The sequence below is a fragment of the Agrobacterium tumefaciens genome, from assembly GCA_025559845.1.
Taxonomy (GTDB): Bacteria; Pseudomonadota; Alphaproteobacteria; order Rhizobiales; family Rhizobiaceae; genus Agrobacterium.
On record CP048469.1, the window covers coordinates 2,953,562 to 2,969,104 of the forward strand.

Below are 15,543 nucleotides of genomic sequence, written 5' to 3' on the forward strand. Positions count from 1 at the left end.
GCAGTAAAGCCGCTCCAATACGCAAAACGACTACCCGGGCACCTGCACGGGTAGTCAGACAAAAGCGTCGCTTTCTCCTCCCAGACGTCCTTCTGCTACAGGATACCGAATGACCGCTTCCTCCCCACCCGCCGAAACGAAGATTGCAAAACGGGGTATCTGGGGTTGGGTCATGTTCGACTGGGCGGCACAACCGTTCTTCACGGTCGTCACCACTTTCATTTTCGGCCCCTATTTCGTCTCGCGTCTGACGGAAGATCCAGTCTCGGCGCAAACGGTCTGGAGCAACATGGCGACGATGTCCTCCATCGTCATTGCCATTTTTTCCCCGATCCTCGGTTCGATTGCCGATCAGTCCGGATCACGCAAGCCGTGGATCGCCTTTTTTGCCGTCATAAAGATCGTCAGCCTGTCGCTCCTGTGGTTTGCTGCGCCCGGCTCTCCGATCATCCTTCCAGTCGTCTGCATGATCTTTGCCTCGATCGCGGCGGAGTTTTCCATCGTTTTCAACGATTCCATGATGCCGAGATTGACCAATCCGCAAAATGTCGGCCGAATTTCCAACCTTGCCTGGGGGCTCGGTTATCTCGGTGGCATGGTGGTATTGATTGCTGTTGTGACGCTCCTCGCCGCCAACCCGCAAACTGGCCGTACGATTGCCGGCATAACGCCGCTTTTCGGGTTAAATCCTGTCACCGGAGAAGACGCTCGAATAACAGGGCCGATCGCCGCGCTGTGGTACCTCGTGTTTATCCTGCCGATGTTTCTCTTCACTCCCGACAGTGACAAGGGCTTGCCATTCAAATCAGCCATCCGCTCTGGACTGACGGAATTGCGGGCAACGCTGCGAGAGCTTCGTGGTCGCCCTGTCCTGCTGCGGTTTTTGATCGCCCGTATGCTCTATCAGGATGGCGTCAACGGCGTCCTCATTCTCGGTGGTGCTTTTGCAGCCGGTATGTTCGGATGGGCGACAATGGAGATCGGGCTGTTCGGCATTCTTCTGAATGTCGTTGCCATTGCGGGCTGTTTTGTTGCCGGCCGCATAGACCATCGCCTCGGCTCTCGCACGACAATCCTCATCAGCCTCGTGCTTCTGTTGATTGCGACCATCGGCATTGTATCCACGGAACGTAGCTCGACCCTCTTTGGCTGGATGGCGCTATCGACCACTGATGATGGCGGTATATTCGCGACGGGCGCAGAGAAAGCCTATCTCGTCTACGGTGTGCTGATCGGCCTGGCTTTCGGTCCCGTGCAGGCCTCGTCACGCTCCTACCTGGCGCGCAATATCACTGTGGCGGAAGCGGGCCGTTATTTTGGGATTTACGCACTATCGGGACGCGCTACCAGTTTCATGGCAACGCTGAGCTTTTCGGTCGCAACCGCCATGACCGGCTCAGCCCATGTCGGCATGGCAACCTTGATCGTTTTCCTGGGAGCCGGATTTCTGCTGTTACTGCGCGTTCCCGAACGCACAATACCCCAATCCGAAGACAAGAAGTGACAGGCGGACCGGCCAAGGCCGGTCGCAGCAGGTTTTCAAAGCTGGTCGAGTTTTTGCTGCAATGCGCGCAGTTGCTCTTTCAGCTCGTCAATTTCAGAAGCATTCGGCTTACGCGTCTCCTTCGGAGCCTGCGGCATCGAAAAAGGCGCGAACCCCTGCATGGCCTGACGGAAAAGTTCCGTATTGCGGCGGATCTGCTCTTCCATCATCTGAAGCGGTGCCTGGAAATTCCGGGCAAGCGAACCGTCGCCGAAGGCCTTGGCCATATGCTCCTGCATCTGGCTCTGCTGATCGGAAAAGGTTTTCATCGAGTGCTCGAGAAACGTCGGCACGACCATCTGCATCTGATCGCCATAATAGGAAATCAGCTGCCTGAGAAAAGCCGTCGGCAGAAGCGTGTTGCCGGTCTTGGCTTCCTGCTCGACGATGATCTGCGTCAGTACTGCATGGGTAATGTCTTCGGATGTCTTTGCGTCCTGAACCTTGAAGTCCTCACCGCGCTTGACCATCTGCGCCAGGTCATCAAGCGTCACATAGGTGCTCGTGCCCGTATTGTAGAGCCGCCGATTGGCGTATTTTTTGATAATCGTTTCGCCGTCGTGCTTTGCCATCCTCGCCTCCTCGCGATGCTGGTATTTTTTTGTTTTTTGGTGTTATTGCTCTTCCCGTTGTGAAGTGTAAGCGCAAAACCAGCCCTGTGACAAATGTTTTGTGCAATGCAACAGTTTGTTTTTTGCGCAGCAATTTTTGGCAAGATATCGCATTGCTTTCGCAACATCTTTCAAAGCGCCCGACACCGTTTGACTTGGATGAAAACCTTTGCCAGTCTCCCGCCCGAAAGTGAGGAGGAACCTTATGACTTTGCCTTCAATCGTGATCGCCAGTGCGGCCCGCACTGCCGTTGGTTCGTTCAATGGAAGCTTTGCCAACATCCCGGCCCATGAACTTGGTGCTACGGTCATTCGCGCCGTTCTGGAGCGTGCGGGTGTCGAGGCAGGTGAAGTCGATGAGGTGCTTCTGGGGCAGGTTCTGACGGCTGGCGAGGGGCAGAACCCGGCACGACAGGCAGCCATGAAGGCTGGCATTCCGCAGGAAGCGACGTCTTTTGGTATCAACCAACTCTGTGGATCAGGTCTGCGCGCTGTAGCGCTTGGCATGCAGCAGATTGCAACGGGTGACGCGGCAATCATTGTCGCCGGTGGTCAGGAGTCCATGTCCATGGCGCCCCACTGCGCGCACTTGCGTGGCGGTGTAAAAATGGGCGACTTCAAAATGATCGACACGATGTTGAAAGATGGCCTCACTGACGCGTTCTACGGTTATCACATGGGCATCACAGCCGAGAACATTGCCCGGCAATGGCAGCTCAGCCGTGACGATCAGGATCAGTTTGCCGTCGCCTCCCAGAACAAGGCGGAAGCGGCGCAAAGCGCAGGACGATTCCAGGACGAAATCGTGCCTTTCACAGTAAAGGGCCGAAAAGCCGACATCATTGTTGATACCGATGAGCACATTCGCGCCGGTTCCTCAATGGAAACGATGGCGAAACTCCGCCCCGCCTTCGACAAGGAAGGCACCGTTACGGCCGGTAACGCTTCCGGCCTGAACGACGGCGCCGCTGCAACCTTGCTGATGACCGAACAGGAAGCTTCCCGACGCGGTATTACGCCATTGGCGCGCATTGTCTCCTGGGCAACAGCGGGTGTCGATCCGCAAATTATGGGAACAGGTCCCATTCCTGCCTCTCGCAAGGCGCTTGCCAAGGCGGGCTGGTCAATCGGCGATATTGGACTGGTGGAAGCAAACGAGGCCTTTGCGGCACAGTCCTGTGCCGTGGTTCGCGATCTTGGTCTTGATCCGTCAATCGTCAATGTCAACGGAGGCGCCATCGCGATCGGCCATCCCATTGGTGCGTCCGGCGCGCGCGTCCTTAATACGCTTCTGTTCGAAATGCGCCGCCGCAATGTCTCCAAGGGTCTTGCGACGCTGTGCATCGGTGGCGGCATGGGCGTGGCGATGTGTGTGGAGGCCCTCTGAAAACCATTTTGGTTTCAGAAGCAATGCTGTAGAAGCAGCCTCCCATTGGCCGCATTTATGTGGCCGTTGAACACCATCTTTTACAGGTCATGGAGGCCAGCATGAGCCGGGTTGCGTTGATTTCAGGCGGAACGAGCGGAATCGGGGCAGCAATTGCGCGTGCATTACAGGCCGCCGGCTACAAGGTGGCTGTCAACTACGCCTTCACGACCGATCGTGCAGCGGCGTTCCAGAAGGAAACCGGCATACCGGCGTTTCAGTGGGACGTACGCGACTACGACGCCTGCCTTGCGGGCATCGCCCAAGTCGAGGCAACATTCGGCCCAATCGAGGTTCTTGTGAACAATGCCGGCATCACCCGCGACGCGATGTTTCACAAGATGTCACCCCAGCAATGGCGTGAGGTTATCGATACAAACCTCACCGGTGTGTTCAACATGACCCATCCCGTCTGGCCGGGCATGCGGGAGCGGGGGTTTGGACGTATCGTCAACATATCCTCGATCAACGGTCAGAAGGGGCAGGCGGGGCAGGCGAACTACTCCGCCTCCAAGGCCGGAGATATCGGCTTTACCAAAGCCCTCGCCCAGGAAGGCGCGAGCCGCAATATCACGGTCAACGCGATATGCCCCGGATATATCGGCACGGAGATGGTCAGAGCCATTCCCGAACAAGTCCTGTCAGAGCGCATCATACCGCAGATCCCGGTGGGACGGCTTGGCGAACCCGAAGAGATCGCCCGTTGTGTTCTATTCCTTGTCTCCGACCAGGCGGGATTTATCACCGGCTCCACCCTTACGGCCAACGGCGGACAATATTTCGCCTGACAAGCATTGGCGGACCTCCGGCCAACAGGACCCCGACCTAAGTAAACTTTTCGTGATAATGCCTCGTCGGCGGAGGTGTCGCACAAAAACTTGAGTCAGAAAAACGCCTATGGAAATAAATGCTAACCAGATGAAAAGGCGACTCTTTTTGTATAGTTTAGAAAGACTCTAAATTATGCGAGTGACTCAGAAACCATGTTTTTCTTGACACTGACTATCCTGTTTTGGTTTAAGAGCGAAAACAACGTGTTGCGTCATACAGGCAGTTAGTCATGCTGGTTTGCAGCTGCAATTACATTACCGACAACGACATCCGCGACGTCATCAATGAGTTGCTGGACGAGGACTGTTGGCAGCTTATTGTCCCGGCAAAAGTCTATCATGCCATGGCAAAACGTGGCCGCTGTTGCGGCTGTTTTCCGACTGTAGTCGACCTCATCATCAAAACGACCGAGGACTATCACGCCCGTCGCCACTCGACGGAAGCCGAGGTTTTTGATTTTATGTCCCGCCTGAAGCGATTCCACGAAGAGAACAGGAGAGCGGACATTGAAAGGCGACAAAAAAGTCATCGAGCAGCTTAACGAGGCGCTGTTCCTCGAACTCGGTGCAGTCAACCAGTATTGGCTCCATTATCGTCTGCTGAATGATTGGGGCTTCACAAAGCTTGCCAAGAAGGAACGTGCTGAGTCCATCGAAGAGATGCAGCACGCCGACAAGATAATCGACCGCATCATCTTCCTTGAAGGTCACCCGAACCTTCAGACCGTCGCTCCCCTGCGTATCGGCCAGAACGTCAAGGAAGTGCTGGAAGCTGATCTCGCGGGCGAATACGACGCACGTACCGCCTACAAGAAGTCGCGTGACATCTGTCATGACGCCGGCGACTACGTGTCGATGAAGCTGTTCGAAACGCTGCTCATCGACGAGGAAGGTCACATCGACTTCCTGGAGACGCAGCTCGACCTTCTCAACAAAATCGGTGAAAACAAATACGGCCAGCTCAACGCTGACTCCGCAGACGCCGTCGAATCCGAATAATCGAACCGTCATGAACATGAAAAAGGCGGCACCGGTGCCGCCTTTTTGCGTTTTTACTGACCAGCCAGATGCCGAAACTCGGCGACCACCTGCTCATAAACGCCCCGTTTGAAGGGCACGATCAATTCAGGCAGGCTTCCCATTGGCTTCCAGTCCCACGCATCGAATTCCGCCTCATGGCCTGTCGGCGGCGGATCAATCTGGATTTCGCTCTCGTCACCGTCAAAGCGGAACGCAAACCAGCGCTGTGCCTGCCCACGATATTTGCCGCGAAGACCGATACCGATCAATTCCGGCGGCAAGTCGTAGTGAATCCAGTCACGCGCTTCCGCAAGCAGCGTAACGGTCTTCATGCCCGTCTCTTCATAAAGTTCACGAACGGCAGCTTTCAGCGGCTGCTCGCCGTCGTCGATGCCACCTTGCGGCATCTGCCATAGATGCGGAGAACCGTCATATTCGGAGTTACCCTCCTTGATACGCCGTCCAGCCCAGACAAGGCCTTTGCTGTTGAGCACCATGATTCCGGCGCAAGGGCGATAAGGCAAATCTTCTGCTTTGATAGTCATCAAAAACCCGCTGGCTTTGCGCGCCCGTTAAGGCGCAGGGAGAAAAACCGACCGAAGGTTTACTGTCCTGCCTGTCCCGAGACAAGCGCAGAAACGCCAACGATCTCAATGCCTCGCGCCGACGCCTCCGGTGACCACTTCGCGATGGCAGCGATGCTTTCGTCAAATGCCGACGCCACTCCGATCGCAGAACCGTTGCGGCGCGCTATCCGTTCCAGTTCGTCGAGCTTGCGCAGGATCGCACCTTCGTTGACCTCATTGTCGAGTTGAACGTCAGCGAAGCCATGAGGTGCGGATATCGCCTTGCCGATGTTGCCACTTAAAGACTGAGCGGATGAACCATCATCGAGAAACAGCAGTCCGCGCTTGCCGATATCTCGCATCACGGGCTCCAACGCCTTTTGATCGGCGAGAAAGCGTCCCCCGAGATAGTTCATCACACCGGTGTAATTGGTGATTTTCGCCATGGAACGATGCAGACGATCAATGTTGACCTTGGCCGGGTCACTCGCCAGCAAGGTATCGGGCCCAGGATTGGTTCCCGGATAACCAAAGGGTTCAAGCGGAACCTGCAGCAAAATCTCATGACCTTCGCGACGCGCTTCCTGCATCCAGCGTTGCAGGCTGTTACCGCTTGCCGCGAAGCCCAGCGTCACCTCTGCAGGAAGATCACGAATGGCCTTCTGGGAGCCAGTCTGGCTCAAACCCAGGCCACCAACAACGATGGCAACACGCGTCCCGCGCGCGCCTGACCACGGCCTGGCATATTGTTCCACCGAACGCAGGCCATCCGCTGCGACGATCGGCAAGCGACCGAATGCAGTGTCTTCCAGCAAGGCGTCATTGGGCCTGGTGGCCATACGAGGGTCCTGGCCATAGGTCTGACCACTCATCAAAACCGGCCCATCATTATCCCGCGTCCGAGGGGAATAGACGGATACGACGTTACCATCGGCCATCGTCGAGCGATTGATGTTTGCGCCGGAGCGCCCGCTTTCCGGCTGCAGACCTGTGGTCTCAGCATTTCCTGCTATATCGGCCGGCTGTTCCTGATCCTTCTCAGAAGGCGTCGCAGCAGCTTGCGTATTCGCGGTCGTTCGCTGGAGGTTATCCGGATATAGCGCCGTATAGATCGACAAGCCGCCAATCGTCAGCACAGCGACACCGGCAAGGCCCATAATTGCCGAAAAGCGCCGGTTGAAACCGGCGCTTTTTTTATTGCGGCCCATGAGCGGTTTTCGCAGGTCCGAAGGCAATGAAGGGTCCACTCGACTGATGCGGCAAAAGGGAAAAAAGCGCCGTCAAACGGCGCTTTTCGTCTTACTGCTTGTTGACCACAGCCTTTTCCGGGTTCGGCGGGAAGGACGGATCGGTCTTGTTGCCGCGCAGAAGATCCAGCGCATAGTTGAGCTGAATGTCGTCCTTTGCTTCCGGCGGAACATAAGCGGAAGAACCAGAACCTTCTTCGGTTTCGCTCTGTCCCTTGATGTGACCAGTCAGACCCGATTCACCTTCGCTTGTGACCTTACCCTGCAATTCCGGTGGCAGCGGCTGTTCAACCTTGATGTCAGGCTGAATACCCGTGCCCTGGATCGACTTGCCAGACGGGGTGTAATAGAGCGCCGTGGTCAGGCGCAGTGCGCCTGCTTCGCCAAGCGGAATGATCGTCTGGACGGAGCCCTTGCCGAACGAGCGCGTACCGACAACCGTCGCACGGCGAAGATCCTGCAGAGCACCAGCTACGATTTCAGATGCCGAAGCCGAACCGCCGTTGACAAGCACGATTACCGGCTTTCCATCGGTCAGATCGCCTGCAGTCGCGTTGAAGCGGCGGGTTTCATCCGGATTGCGGCCACGGGTCGAAACGACCTCACCACGCTCGAGGAAGGCGTCGGAAACGTTGATCGCCTGATCAAGCAGACCGCCTGGGTTGAGGCGAAGGTCGAGCACATAGCCCTTGAGCTTGTCGGCCGGAACGTCCGCCTTGATTTTCTTGATCGCCTTTTCGAGGTCGTCATAGGTCTTCTCCGTGAAGGAGATGACACGAAGATAACCGACATCGCCTTCAACGCGGGATTTGACCGCACGCACGGCAATGATGTCACGCATCACAGTGAATTCGAGTGGCTTGTCTGCGCCCTGACGGATGATCGTCAGTTTGATCGGCGTCTTGACGGCGCCGCGCATCTTTTCAACGGCCTGCTCCAGCTTCAAGCCACGAACCGGTGTTCCGTCAATTTCCGAAATGAAGTCGCCTGCGAGGATGCCGGCGCGAGATGCGGGCGTATCGTCGATGGGCGTGATAACCTTGACCAGTTCATTTTCCATGGTCACTTCGATGCCGAGACCGCCAAACTCACCCTTGGTCTGGGTGCGCATGTCGTTGGCGTCCTGCGCATTCATGAAGCTCGAATGCGGATCAAGCGAGCTGAGCATGCCGTTGATGGCATTTTCGACCAGCTTCTCATCATCTGGTGGCGTTACATATTGGGCGCGGACGCGCTCGAACACGTCACCAAAAATCGACAGTTCCTTATAAGTCGAAGGTCCGGCGGCCTGCGCCGGCATGCTCGCCGAATAAATCACACTCATCGCCGTGGCGCCCATAAGCCCACCGATAAGGAGAAGCGAAACCTTACGAATCATTGTGCGCCCTTCCGGTATTTTTTGCGGTCCACCACGGTTGAGAATCAACCGGCACGCCGTCTTTCCTGAACTCAATGTAGAGCGTTGGCCTGTCCGTTTCCAGCGCCAATGCTGCTGCACTTGCTACTCTTTTTGCACCCATCGAAGCGATGGGCTCGCCAGAGAATACAAACATTCCCTGCCTTGTCCTTACATTGTCCATGCCCGTCAGAACCACATGATAACCATCCCCGGTATTGAGGATGATCATGCGGCCATAACTGCGGAAATCGCCCGCAAAAACCACAAAACCGTCTGCAGGGGCCGTCACCAGCGCCTCGGGGCCCGTTGCAACCACGAGACCTCTGGAAAAGTGACCTGTTCCGTCGGCGTCTCCAAAGCGACGCAGAACGTCGCCAGCCACCGGCATATCCAGCTTACCCTTCAAACTTGCGAAAGGATATGCTGGCGCAATACGGTTTTTATCGGGCGTTCCCGCCTCTGCGCCGGCTCTCTCTTTCTCTCGTTCTGCCTCGGAAAGACGCGCCAGACGTTGCTCTTCCGCCCGCGCCTTTTCCATCGCCTCACGCACCGAACTGATCTCGGTTTCAAGAGAACTTACAAGGCCTTCCAGACTCGTTGCCTTGCCGGCAAGTTCTTCCGAACGCTTGCGTTCTGCTTCCAGTTCAGACGCAGTCTGCGTATTGCGACGATCATTCTCTGCCAGCAAAAGGTCGAGGCGTTTTTCCTCTTCCAGACTGGCCGTCATCATACCCGTAAGATCGCCTTTTTCGCGAGCGATTGCCTGCTGCAGATCGGTCAATTCTTTGAGAGCGGCTACGAGCTTGTCAGTCTCGGCACGAATACCCGGAACAACGGCGCCGAGCAGAATGGCGCTGCGAACCGAAGCAAGCGCATCTTCCGGCGAGACGAGCAGGGCAGGCGGCGGGTTGCGCCCCATACGCTGAAGTGCCGCCAGAACCTCGGCCAACACACCACGCCTCTCGCGCAGAGAGGCCTTCACGCCATCTTCGCGCACACCGAGTTTTGCCAGCCGGTCTTCGCCATCGCTGATTTTTGTTTCGAGATCCTTACGCCGCGCCGCCGAATCGATCAGTTCCTGGCGGATACGCGTGCTGTCCTGGTCAAGCGCGGCGATACTCTCCTCAAGCTGTCGGGTCTTGTCTTCGGAAAGCCCAATGCTGTCGACCAGTTCCTCGAGATCCTGACGGTTCACGTCGCGGCGCTTTTCAAGCGCCTGCAGATCATCGGGCGGGGCATTGGTGGCATCCGCGCTGGCCGCGCCCGCATCATCGCGCGCGACGGTAAAGCCAGCGGGAAAAAGACCGAGGGCCAAGGCAGCGATCACCGCGCCTGCAACAGCCATCTGCCCCTTTTTCTGCCGTCCTCTGTCCATTTGAACTTTCTTTGATGCCGAAGCGCAATGAACGACATTACGCTGCTTCGCCACAATTCACCAAGAGGCAACCGCCAAAGCACGATCCACACCGTGCCGTGTTCGGGAATTTTCGTGTTGAAATTGAGACACCAATTCGCCGAAGAGGGCTCTTCAAACGCGATGATAGGGGTGGCCGGAAAGAATGGTGACGGCGCGGTAAAGCTGTTCGGCAATCAAAATGCGCACGAGTTGATGCGGCCAGGTGAGTTTTCCGAGATTGAGAACCGCGACGGCCTTCTCGTAAAGCGACGGATCAAGCCCATCTGCCCCGCCAATGGCGATAATCAGATCACGTCGACCGCTGTCGCGCAGGTTACCAAAAAACTCGGCAAACGCGGGACTGTCCAGCGCCTTGCCGCGTTCATCGAGCAACACCAGAGCCGCTCCATCGGCCAGATGCTTCTCAAGCATCGCCGCTTCTTCACGCTTGCGTGTCTCCGCGTTCGATGCACGACTTTCGGCAACTTCAATGACGCGTGAAAATTCCAGACCGATCGCTGGACCGGTTTTTGCGAGACGCTCGAGATAGCGGGCCGCAAGATCCTTTTCGGGGCCGGATTTCAACCGTCCCACCGCAAAAATCGAAATTCGCATTCAAAACCGCCCTGTCGCAACCCAATCGGGTTACGCTCATAACAGCATCCTCCGCGAATTCCTATGCAGCCAGCTCTCAGGCCGACATCAGAACCGCATCAATGCAGCGTTTCCTCCGGCATATCCGGCGTCGCCCACATCTTTTCGATGTTGTAGAATTCACGGATTTCCGGGCGGAAAACATGAACGATGATATCGCCTGTATCGATCAGCACCCAGTCGCCGGTCTCAAGACCTTCGACGCGGGCGTTTCCGAAGCCCTCATCCTTCATATCTTTGAGAAGATGCTCGCAGATCGCCGAAACATGCCTGTTCGATCGCCCGGAGACCACCACCATGTAGTCAGCAAGCGCCGATTTTCCGGCAATGTTGAGAGATACGATATCTTCAGCCTTGGAGTCCTCGAGACTCGCGAGGACGGTTTCAAGGGCATGGTCGGCGGCATCGGCGCCACTGTCCTGGCCCTTCGGGATAGCAACATGTGCTCTTCCCTTGGCGTGAACTGTTGTCAGAGGTTTTCCTTTCCCAAGAATGACAAAACAGGCACTGCGCGACGTGATTCTCTACGTCACACAATGAAGGTGGCATCAAAGCATTAACTTTTCAAGATATGGCCCCTGAAGGCCACCGGCCATACATCATTTGTGACCGTTACGAAGAGCCGTGGAACTGAGCGTCGAACGCGGGCCATGAATGAACACCCAAGCGGGCGCGTTTTTTTTCCACAAAACACCCGCATCATCCTCATCGACCCGCGCATGGCTGAAGGCTTGCGCCATGGTGGAAGACAGATAGGCCAGCGTCGAACCAGGCCGGTCGATCACGGCGATCGGAAAGGTTTCAGCGATCTGTCGCCATTTTTGCCAGCGGTGAAAGCTCTTCAGATTGTCGGCCCCCATAACCCAGATAAAACGGACATGAGGATTTTTCGCCTTTACCTTGGCAAGCGTGTTGGCCGTATAGCTGATGCCAAGCGACTTTTCGAACGCCGTAACCTTGATGCGCGGATCGCTCACCAGCCTTTCACAGGCGGCAATGCGATCTTCCAGCGGTGCAAGGTCTGCGCGACTTTTAAGCGGATTTCCCGGCGTCACCATCCACCAGAGCTGGTCAAGCCCGAGCCTGCGAAGCGCGATTTCCGCCACCAGCGCATGTCCGGCATGCGGCGGATTGAAGGACCCGCCGAAAAGCCCGATGACCATGCCGCGCTCTGCATGCGGCATGGTGAGGTAACGCCTGTCGATCCGTACTTCGGCTACCAAATATCAGGTCCGTGTCTGGCCGGTGCCATGCACGCGGTACTTGAACGAGGTAAGTTGTTCGACACCGACCGGTCCCCGCGCGTGCATCTTGCCCGTCGCGATGCCGATTTCTGCCCCCATGCCGAATTCGCCACCATCAGCGAATTGTGTCGACGCATTATGCAGGAGAATGGCGGAATCGATTTCGTTGAAGAAGCGCTCGACGACCGACGGATCTTCCGCAATCACGGCCTCAGTATGATTGGACGAGTAGGTACCGATATGGTCAATCGCACCAGAAATACCATCAACGACGGTAACGGAAATGATCGCATCGAGATACTCGGTACGCCAATCCTCTTCCGTTGCGGATACTGTCCCTGCAACGACATCGCGGACCGCTTGCGAACCGCGAACCTCGCAACCGGCATCGACCAACGCTTTCACCAGTGGTTCAAGATGCGTCGACGCCACAGCTTTATCGACCAGCAAGGTTTCGGCCGCGCCGCAAATACCGGTTCGGCGCATCTTGGCATTCACGACGATTTTTTTCGCCATGTCGAGATCGGCGGACTGATCGACATAGATGTGGCAAAGCCCTTCGAGATGAGCAAAGACCGGTACGCGCGCTTCGGATTGAACGCGGGCCACAAGGCTTTTGCCACCGCGCGGCACGATTACGTCAACGGTGCCATTCAATCCACCGAGAAGCGCACCAACCGCAGCACGATCCGTTACAGGAACAAGTTGGATAGCATGCTCTGGAAGGCCGGCAATCTTCAAACCTTCGACAAGGCAGGCATGGATAGCACGCGATGAATGTTGCGAGTCGGAACCGCCGCGAAGAATGACCGCGTTACCAGCCTTGAGGCAAAGCGCGCCGGCATCCGCTGTGACATTCGGGCGGCTTTCATAGATGACACCGATAACGCCAAGTGGCGTGCGAACGCGCTCGATGTGCAGCCCGTTTGGCCGGTCCCAGGCGGCGATAACTTCACCAACCGGATCGGGAAGGGCGGCAATCGAGCGAATGCCTTCGGCAATTCTGTCGATCCGCGCCTCGTTCAATGTCAGCCGATCAATGAAAGATGCGGCAATACCGGCGCCTTCAGCGGCCGTCAGATCCTTGGCATTGGCAGCAAGAATCTTGTCTTTCGCTGCCTCAATGGCTGCGGCCATCGCCAGGAGCGCACGGTTTTTCTGTTCAGTCGACGCGATCGACAACGGTCGTGCAGCAGCTTTCGCCTGTGTGCCGATGGCTGTCATCAGCGCATCGATATCATGGCTCTGCTTCACGGCCTGTTCAGGCATCGACTTCATCCTTCTTCGTGGTTTTCACTTTGACCGCAGGCCCCGTCATGACCAGATCGTCACGATGGATCATGGCCGCGCGTCCGACATAACCGAGAATTGCCTCGATTTCATTGGACTTGTGGCCATAGATCTGACGCGCTTCGTCAGCATCGTAACCCGCAAGGCCACGAGCAATTTCACGTCCCTCAGATCCGATGATGGCAACGGCATCACCGCGACCGAAGTTTCCTTTGACCTGACGTACGCCAGCGGGAAGCAGGCTCTTGCCCGCGTGCAGCGCTTTCTCCGCACCTGCATCCACGTGCACTTCGCCAGCGGGCTGCAACTGCCCGGCAATCCAGGTCTTGCGCGCAGTGACGGGCGTGCCCGAGGGGGCAAACCAGGACGAGCGCGCACCACTCTCAATGGCTTTCAAAGGATTGAGCGTCTTGCCAGAGGCGATAATCATGCCGCAACCGGCAGCCGTCGCGATCTTGCCCGCGTCGATCTTCGTGCGCATGCCGCCGCGCGACAGTTCTGAAGCCGCCCCGCCTGCCATGGCTTCGATTTCGGGCGTGATGTCAGAGATCGTCTCGAGGAACCTGGCATCCGGATCGAGATGCGGTGGCGCGGTGTAAAGACCGTCGATGTCCGACAGCAGCACGAGAAGATCCGCACCCGTCATTGTCGCGACGCGCGCCGCCAGGCGATCATTGTCGCCATAACGGATCTCGGTAGTGGCCACCGTATCGTTTTCGTTGATGATCGGGATCGCACCGATTTTCAGAAGCTGGCTGATCGTCGCACGCGCGTTGAGATAACGACGGCGCTCTTCCGTATCGGACAATGTCAGCAGGATTTGTCCCGCAACGATCTCATGCCGCGACAAGCTTTCGGACCAGGCGCGCGCCAGCGCGATCTGTCCGACGGCCGCAGCCGCCTGGCTTTCCTCAAGCTTCAACGCACCGGAAGGAAGCCCAAGCACGGTGCGGCCAAGCGCGATAGCGCCTGAAGAGACCACCTGAACATCCACACCGCTCTTCTTCAGGGCTGCGATATCTTCGCAGATGGCATCGAGCCAATCCTTTTTCAGTCCGCTCTTTCGATCGACCAGCAGCGCGGAACCGATCTTGATGACGATCCGATTATGATTGCCAAGAGGTTTTCGCGCCAAGGTCGACGTCATAGCCGGTCGTCCCCATCCTCGATTTCCTCGATCGGCATGGATCGGTCGGGCAGGGCCGTTTCACCACCGTCGCTGGCCGAAACGATAATGTCGCGAAGGGCGCGAAGGGCCTCCGTCATACCGATATGGGCAGCGGCCGACAAAAGCAGCGGCGGACGACCGCAGGCCTTTTCAAGCTCCTTGGCCTTCTTTTTCAGCTCTTTTTCGTCGAGCACGTCGATCTGGGAGAGGGCGACGATTTCCGGCTTGTCGGTCAAACCGCCACCATAGGCGTCCAGCTCAGCCTTGACGGTTTTATACGCCTTGCCGACTTTTTCTTCCTGTGCGGAAACCAGATGCAGCAGAACACGGGTGCGCTCGACGTGACCGAGGAACCGGTCACCAATACCCACGCCCTCATGCGCGCCTTCGATCAGACCTGGAATGTCGGCAAGTACGAACTCACGACCGTCGATCGTGGCAACGCCGAGATTGGGGTGCAGCGTCGTAAAGGGGTAATTGGCGATCTTCGGCCGCGCCCGCGTAACCGTTGCCAGAAATGTCGACTTGCCCGCATTCGGCAGACCAACAAGACCGGCATCGGCAATCAGCTTGAGCCGCAACCAGATCGTCTTTTCTTCGCCTGCCAGACCGGGGTTGGCATGGGTCGGTGCCTGGTTGGTCGACGATTTGAAATAGGCATTACCGAAGCCGCCATTGCCGCCGGCAGCAATACGAAAACGCTGGCCTTCCTTTGTCAGGTCAACGATCAGCGTTTCATTGTCTTCTTCAAAGATCTGCGTGCCGACAGGTACCCTCAGCGTCACATCGGCGCCCTTGGCGCCGGTACGCGTCTTGCCCATGCCGTGCTGGCCGATCGAGGCCTTGAAGTGTTGCTGAAAACGGAAATCGATCAGGGTGTTGAGACCATTGACGACCTCGATCCAGACGTCGCCACCGCGGCCGCCATCACCACCATCCGGTCCACCGAACTCGATGAATTTTTCGCGCCGGAACGATACGGCACCCGCGCCGCCATCACCTGACTTGATATAGACTTTTGCTTCATCGAGAAATTTCATCAGACTGCCGTTCTGTCAGCTTTATGCGCAATTGCGGCAAGCATATTGCCATCGCGCTTCAAACAAAGGTTCTGCCGCTTCGAATACAGGCGCTTACCCTGAACGTCAA

The 15,543-nt window shown here is 56.9% G+C and carries 16 protein-coding genes; 5 read left to right on the forward strand and 11 right to left on the reverse strand.

Features of this window, described 5'->3' with window-relative positions:
• Window positions 1-109: 109 nt before the first annotated feature.
• Window positions 110-1,504, forward strand: coding sequence for an MFS transporter (locus tag FY156_14660; GenBank protein ID UXS02622.1), 1,395 nt, complete (start codon window positions 110-112; stop codon window positions 1,502-1,504).
• A 35-nt stretch (window positions 1,505-1,539) separates the two neighbouring features.
• On the opposite strand, the gene phaR is transcribed toward FY156_14660, so the two are convergent.
• Entirely contained in the window at window positions 1,540-2,115 is a 576-nt protein-coding gene (phaR, locus tag FY156_14665) for a polyhydroxyalkanoate synthesis repressor PhaR (GenBank protein ID UXS02623.1), read from the reverse strand.
• A gap of 244 nt (window positions 2,116-2,359) precedes the next feature.
• On the opposite strand from phaR, the gene FY156_14670 reads away from it, so the two are divergent.
• The 4 genes from FY156_14670 (at window position 2,360) to bfr (ending at window position 5,409) form a co-directional block, all read left to right on the forward strand.
• Window positions 2,360-3,541 (forward strand): acetyl-CoA C-acetyltransferase, encoded by a 1,182-nt coding sequence (locus FY156_14670; GenBank protein UXS02624.1) that lies wholly within the window; start codon window positions 2,360-2,362, stop codon window positions 3,539-3,541.
• 101 nt (window positions 3,542-3,642) lie between these two features.
• Window positions 3,643-4,368 carry an acetoacetyl-CoA reductase gene (gene phbB, locus FY156_14675; GenBank protein ID UXS02625.1) on the forward strand — a complete coding sequence of 242 codons (726 nt, stop codon included), beginning with the start codon at window positions 3,643-3,645 and terminating at the stop codon, window positions 4,366-4,368.
• Between the two features lie 272 nt (window positions 4,369-4,640).
• Complete coding sequence (locus FY156_14680; GenBank protein ID UXS02626.1) at window positions 4,641-4,952, forward strand: (2Fe-2S)-binding protein; 312 nt, start codon at window positions 4,641-4,643, stop codon at window positions 4,950-4,952.
• A complete protein-coding gene (bfr, locus tag FY156_14685; GenBank protein UXS02627.1) occupies window positions 4,918-5,409 on the forward strand; it encodes a bacterioferritin in 492 nt (163 codons plus the stop codon). The genes FY156_14680 and bfr overlap by 35 nt, the downstream gene beginning before the upstream one ends.
• A gap of 53 nt (window positions 5,410-5,462) precedes the next feature.
• On the opposite strand, the gene FY156_14690 is transcribed toward bfr, so the two are convergent.
• From FY156_14690 to obgE, 10 genes are all read right to left on the reverse strand, one after another.
• Entirely contained in the window at window positions 5,463-5,975 is a 513-nt protein-coding gene (locus FY156_14690) for an RNA pyrophosphohydrolase (protein UXS02628.1), read from the reverse strand.
• Window positions 5,976-6,034: 59 nt separating this feature from the next.
• A complete protein-coding gene (locus tag FY156_14695; GenBank protein ID UXS02629.1) occupies window positions 6,035-7,231 on the reverse strand; it encodes a divergent polysaccharide deacetylase family protein in 1,197 nt (398 codons plus the stop codon).
• A 64-nt stretch (window positions 7,232-7,295) separates the two neighbouring features.
• Window positions 7,296-8,621: a S41 family peptidase gene (locus tag FY156_14700; protein UXS02630.1), complete on the reverse strand. Its 1,326-nt coding sequence runs from the start codon at window positions 8,619-8,621 to the stop codon at window positions 7,296-7,298.
• The gene (locus FY156_14705) at window positions 8,611-10,017 is read right to left on the reverse strand and encodes a murein hydrolase activator EnvC (protein UXS02631.1); all 1,407 of its coding nucleotides are present in this window, start codon (window positions 10,015-10,017) and stop codon (window positions 8,611-8,613) included. The genes FY156_14700 and FY156_14705 overlap by 11 nt, the downstream gene beginning before the upstream one ends.
• Before the next feature lie 153 nt (window positions 10,018-10,170).
• Window positions 10,171-10,653, reverse strand: coding sequence for a 23S rRNA (pseudouridine(1915)-N(3))-methyltransferase RlmH (gene rlmH / locus FY156_14710; GenBank protein ID UXS02632.1), 483 nt, complete (start codon window positions 10,651-10,653; stop codon window positions 10,171-10,173).
• A gap of 98 nt (window positions 10,654-10,751) precedes the next feature.
• Window positions 10,752-11,186, reverse strand: a complete 435-nt coding sequence (gene rsfS, locus FY156_14715) for a ribosome silencing factor (protein ID UXS03162.1) — start codon at window positions 11,184-11,186, stop codon at window positions 10,752-10,754.
• 105 nt (window positions 11,187-11,291) lie between these two features.
• Complete coding sequence (locus tag FY156_14720; GenBank protein ID UXS02633.1) at window positions 11,292-11,915, reverse strand: nicotinate-nucleotide adenylyltransferase; 624 nt, start codon at window positions 11,913-11,915, stop codon at window positions 11,292-11,294.
• A 3-nt stretch (window positions 11,916-11,918) separates the two neighbouring features.
• Entirely contained in the window at window positions 11,919-13,205 is a 1,287-nt protein-coding gene (locus FY156_14725; protein ID UXS02634.1) for a glutamate-5-semialdehyde dehydrogenase, read from the reverse strand.
• On the reverse strand, window positions 13,198-14,373 hold the full coding sequence (locus FY156_14730) for a glutamate 5-kinase (protein ID UXS02635.1): 1,176 nt from the start codon (window positions 14,371-14,373) through the stop codon (window positions 13,198-13,200). Before FY156_14730 ends, FY156_14725 begins: the two co-directional genes overlap by 8 nt.
• Window positions 14,370-15,434, reverse strand: a complete 1,065-nt coding sequence (obgE, locus tag FY156_14735; GenBank protein UXS02636.1) for a GTPase ObgE — start codon at window positions 15,432-15,434, stop codon at window positions 14,370-14,372. The genes FY156_14730 and obgE overlap by 4 nt, the downstream gene beginning before the upstream one ends.
• Window positions 15,435-15,543: the final 109 nt, after the last annotated feature.

What these genes read in the sequence shown, in the direction of transcription:
- FY156_14660 (UXS02622.1), top strand. Translation starts at nt 110, where the DNA reads ATGACCGCTTCCTCCCCACCCGCCGAAACGAAGATTGCAAAACGGGGT.
- phaR (UXS02623.1), bottom strand. Translation starts at nt 2,115, where the DNA reads ATGGCAAAGCACGACGGCGAAACGATTATCAAAAAATACGCCAATCGG.
- FY156_14670 (UXS02624.1), top strand. Translation starts at nt 2,360, where the DNA reads ATGACTTTGCCTTCAATCGTGATCGCCAGTGCGGCCCGCACTGCCGTT.
- phbB (UXS02625.1), top strand. Translation starts at nt 3,643, where the DNA reads ATGAGCCGGGTTGCGTTGATTTCAGGCGGAACGAGCGGAATCGGGGCA.
- FY156_14680 (UXS02626.1), top strand. Translation starts at nt 4,641, where the DNA reads ATGCTGGTTTGCAGCTGCAATTACATTACCGACAACGACATCCGCGAC.
- FY156_14690 (UXS02628.1), bottom strand. Translation starts at nt 5,975, where the DNA reads ATGACTATCAAAGCAGAAGATTTGCCTTATCGCCCTTGCGCCGGAATC.
- FY156_14700 (UXS02630.1), bottom strand. Translation starts at nt 8,621, where the DNA reads ATGATTCGTAAGGTTTCGCTTCTCCTTATCGGTGGGCTTATGGGCGCC.
- FY156_14705 (UXS02631.1), bottom strand. Translation starts at nt 10,017, where the DNA reads ATGGACAGAGGACGGCAGAAAAAGGGGCAGATGGCTGTTGCAGGCGCG.
- rlmH (UXS02632.1), bottom strand. Translation starts at nt 10,653, where the DNA reads ATGCGAATTTCGATTTTTGCGGTGGGACGGTTGAAATCCGGCCCCGAA.
- FY156_14725 (UXS02634.1), bottom strand. Translation starts at nt 13,205, where the DNA reads ATGCCTGAACAGGCCGTGAAGCAGAGCCATGATATCGATGCGCTGATG.
- FY156_14730 (UXS02635.1), bottom strand. Translation starts at nt 14,373, where the DNA reads ATGACGTCGACCTTGGCGCGAAAACCTCTTGGCAATCATAATCGGATC.
- obgE (UXS02636.1), bottom strand. Translation starts at nt 15,434, where the DNA reads ATGAAATTTCTCGATGAAGCAAAAGTCTATATCAAGTCAGGTGATGGC.